The following is a 2,870-nucleotide window of genomic DNA, read 5'->3' on the forward strand; positions in this document are numbered from 1 at the left end:
GCTTTTTAGATGGAATGGTCGCCTCCCGCCATCACGGTCATCCGTCGCCGCAGCTCCGTTGACCGGGGCGTGCGACATTGCTGGTTCGGCATGTCCGCCGCAAAGGAGAATCAGATGGAATCCTTGACTGTCGCCATCGATCTGGCCAAGCGCGTCTTCCAGATTCACTACGTCGATCCTGAGACCGGCGCAATTCACAGCAAGGCGCTCAAACGTGCACAGCTCGTACCGTTCTTTGCGAATCGACCGGCATGCCGAGTTGTCATGGAAGCTTGCGGCAGCGCTCATCATTGGGCCAGAACTCTGGCACGACTCGGCCACGACGTGCGGCTGATAGCGGCCCAATTCGTGCGGCCGTTTGTGAAGTCGAACAAAAACGACGCGGCTGATGCTGCAGCAATCTGGGAGGCCGCCCAGCGCCCTGGCATGCGGTTCGTCGCAGTCAAGACCGAAGATCAACAGGCCATGCTCGCGCTGCACCGGATCCGTCAGCAACTAGTGCGAATTCGCGTCATGCAGATCAATCAGCTTCGTGGATTGCTCTACGAATTCGGCGTCGTACTGCCGCAAGGCCGTCGCCCATCGATTGAGGCGGCGAAAGCGGCCCTGACGTCAATTGATGACCAGTTCCCCGTCATGCTGACGGACAGTCTGCAAGATCAACTCTCGCGACTTCGTACGCTCGACGAGCAGATCGAACTGCTCGAACGTCGCATTCAGGAATGGCGACGCAACGACGAAGCTTGTCGCCGCATCTCCGAGATTCCTGGCGTTGGCGTTCTTACCGCGACCGCTGCGGTTTCGGTGATCGGACAGGCGAAGTCGTTCCGCTCCGGGCGCGAGTTCGCGGCCTATCTTGGTCTGGTGCCCCGACAGAATAGCTCCGGAGGCCAGACCAAGCTTGGAGGTATCAGCAAACGCGGTGACGTCTATTTGCGAACACTGCTGATTCATGGTGCTCGATCGGTGATCTCAAGCTCAACGCACTTGCCGGAACGATTGCGCCTGCTGTTGACCCGGCGTCCAACGAACGTCGTTGCTGTCGCTCTCGCCAACAAGATGGCCCGTACGATCTGGGCGCTGCTTGCGTACGGACGAACATATCAAGCCTCGCCAACACCGTAAGCAAGCTACGCAACTTAAAAACCTATCCACGGTTGCACAGGTAAATTGAACGATGGCAAGACAGGTTGGACCGCGCAAAGGCAAGCCTGAGACATTACTCGGACCTCGAGTCCGCTTTTTAGATTAGGACCTTTGCGGCGAAATCCATCGGGGCCGGCGGGCACGCCCGCGATCGAGTCCGGATATAAGTCCGCAACCACCCTTCTCGTCACGCGCAATTGCCTTGCAAAAGGGAGGCGACCATATAAGTAATGTCGGGTTTGGGCTCATTAGAAATGTCCGGTTTTGCCCTGTAAGGCGCACGCTGACGATGGCGCGTCTTCCAGGGGCTCACCATGAACGAGCGTGGTTTCATCACGGCGACTATGCACGAACTCGAACGTATCAAAGTGATCGAGGCGGTCTGTGAGCATCGGCTGACCATGGTTCAGGCTGCTGAACGACTCGGACTGTGCGAACGTCAGATCAGCCGGCTCGCTCACCGCTTTGTTGCGAGCGGCCCGGCTGGGCTGCTCTCACGCAAGCGCGGGCAGCCAAGCAATCGGGAATTGCCCATCGATCTGCGAGCCCGGGCCATGGCGCTGGTGCGCCAGCGCTACGCTGATTTCGGCCCGACGCTTGCCTGCGAGAAGCTGCGTGAATGTCACGGCATCGAGTTGGGCAAGGAAACGGTAAGGCGCTGGATGCGCGATGCCGGGCTCTGGATTCCACGCAAGCAGCGTCCAGCGGCGCTGCACCAGCCGAGGAACCGCCGCTCGTGTCTGGGCGAGTTGATCCAGATCGATGGCAGCGACCATCGCTGGTTCGAAGACCGCGCGCCAGCTTGTACGTTACTGGTGTTTATCGACGATGCCACGAGCCGCCTGATGACCCTGCACTTCACGGCGACCGAGTCGACCTTCAGCTATTTCGAGGCCACGCGCAGGTATCTGGAAGCGTACGGCAAGCCGATTGCGCTCTACAGCGACAAGGCTGCGGTGTTCCATTGCAACAACCACGCCGAGGTCGGCGGCAAGGGCGTGACGCAGTTTGGACGGGCTTTATTCGAGCTCAACATCGATACCTGGTGCGCCAATAGCAGCCAGGCAAAGGGGCGCGTCGAGCGGGCCAATCTGACCTTGCAGGATCGGCTGGTGAAGGAATTGCGTCTACGCGGCATCAACACGCAGGAAGCGGCCAACGCTTACGCGCCCCACTTCATGGCCGACTTCAACGCTCGCTTCGGCAAAGTGCCGAGAAGCGCTTTCAATGCCCATCGCGCGCTCAGGAGCGACGAGGATATCGACTTGATCCTGACCTCGCGCGTGGCGCGGCACGTGACGAAAGTGTTGACGGTGCAGTACGACCGGGTGATTTACATGCTCGACGATACGGCAGAGAACCGTGCGCTGATTCACCAATATCTGGACGTCTTCGAGTATCCCGATGGACGCATCGAGATTCGTGTGAATGGGGCTGCCCTCGCCTATCGTCAATACGACCGGCTCTCAGAGATCGATCAAGGTGCCATTGTCGACAACAAGCGGCTTGGACACGTCCTGCAGGCTGCTCAAGTCGTGCAAGCTGAGCGCGACAATCGCTGCGCTTCGGGGATGCCTTCGCGGACCAATCAGGGAATGGCGCCACGGCCCAAAGAACGCAAGGTGGGCACGCGCACGCAGCGCGAACTGACCCTGGAGCGACTCAACGCGGCTGTGTTGGGTTGCGCCGAAGAGCGGGCAGCCGCGGTGGGGAGATAATGATCT

2 protein-coding genes are annotated in these 2,870 nt (G+C 59.7%); both read left to right on the forward strand.

Features of this window, described 5'->3' with window-relative positions; translation table 11 throughout:
* Window positions 1-114: 114 nt before the first annotated feature.
* Window positions 115-1,125: an IS110 family transposase gene (locus QCE62_RS34915; protein ID WP_309927973.1), complete on the forward strand. Its 1,011-nt coding sequence runs from the start codon at window positions 115-117 to the stop codon at window positions 1,123-1,125.
* A 365-nt stretch (window positions 1,126-1,490) separates the two neighbouring features.
* Window positions 1,491-2,864, forward strand: a complete 1,374-nt coding sequence (locus QCE62_RS34920; protein ID WP_409017964.1) for an ISNCY family transposase — start codon at window positions 1,491-1,493, stop codon at window positions 2,862-2,864.
* Window positions 2,865-2,870: the final 6 nt, after the last annotated feature.

It is taken from the genome of Caballeronia sp. LZ033, from assembly GCF_031451265.1.
Lineage (GTDB): Bacteria > Pseudomonadota > Gammaproteobacteria > Burkholderiales > Burkholderiaceae > Caballeronia.

What these genes read in the sequence shown, in the direction of transcription:
- QCE62_RS34915 (WP_309927973.1), top strand. Translation starts at nt 115, where the DNA reads ATGGAATCCTTGACTGTCGCCATCGATCTGGCCAAGCGCGTCTTCCAG.
- QCE62_RS34920 (WP_409017964.1), top strand. Translation starts at nt 1,491, where the DNA reads ATGCACGAACTCGAACGTATCAAAGTGATCGAGGCGGTCTGTGAGCAT.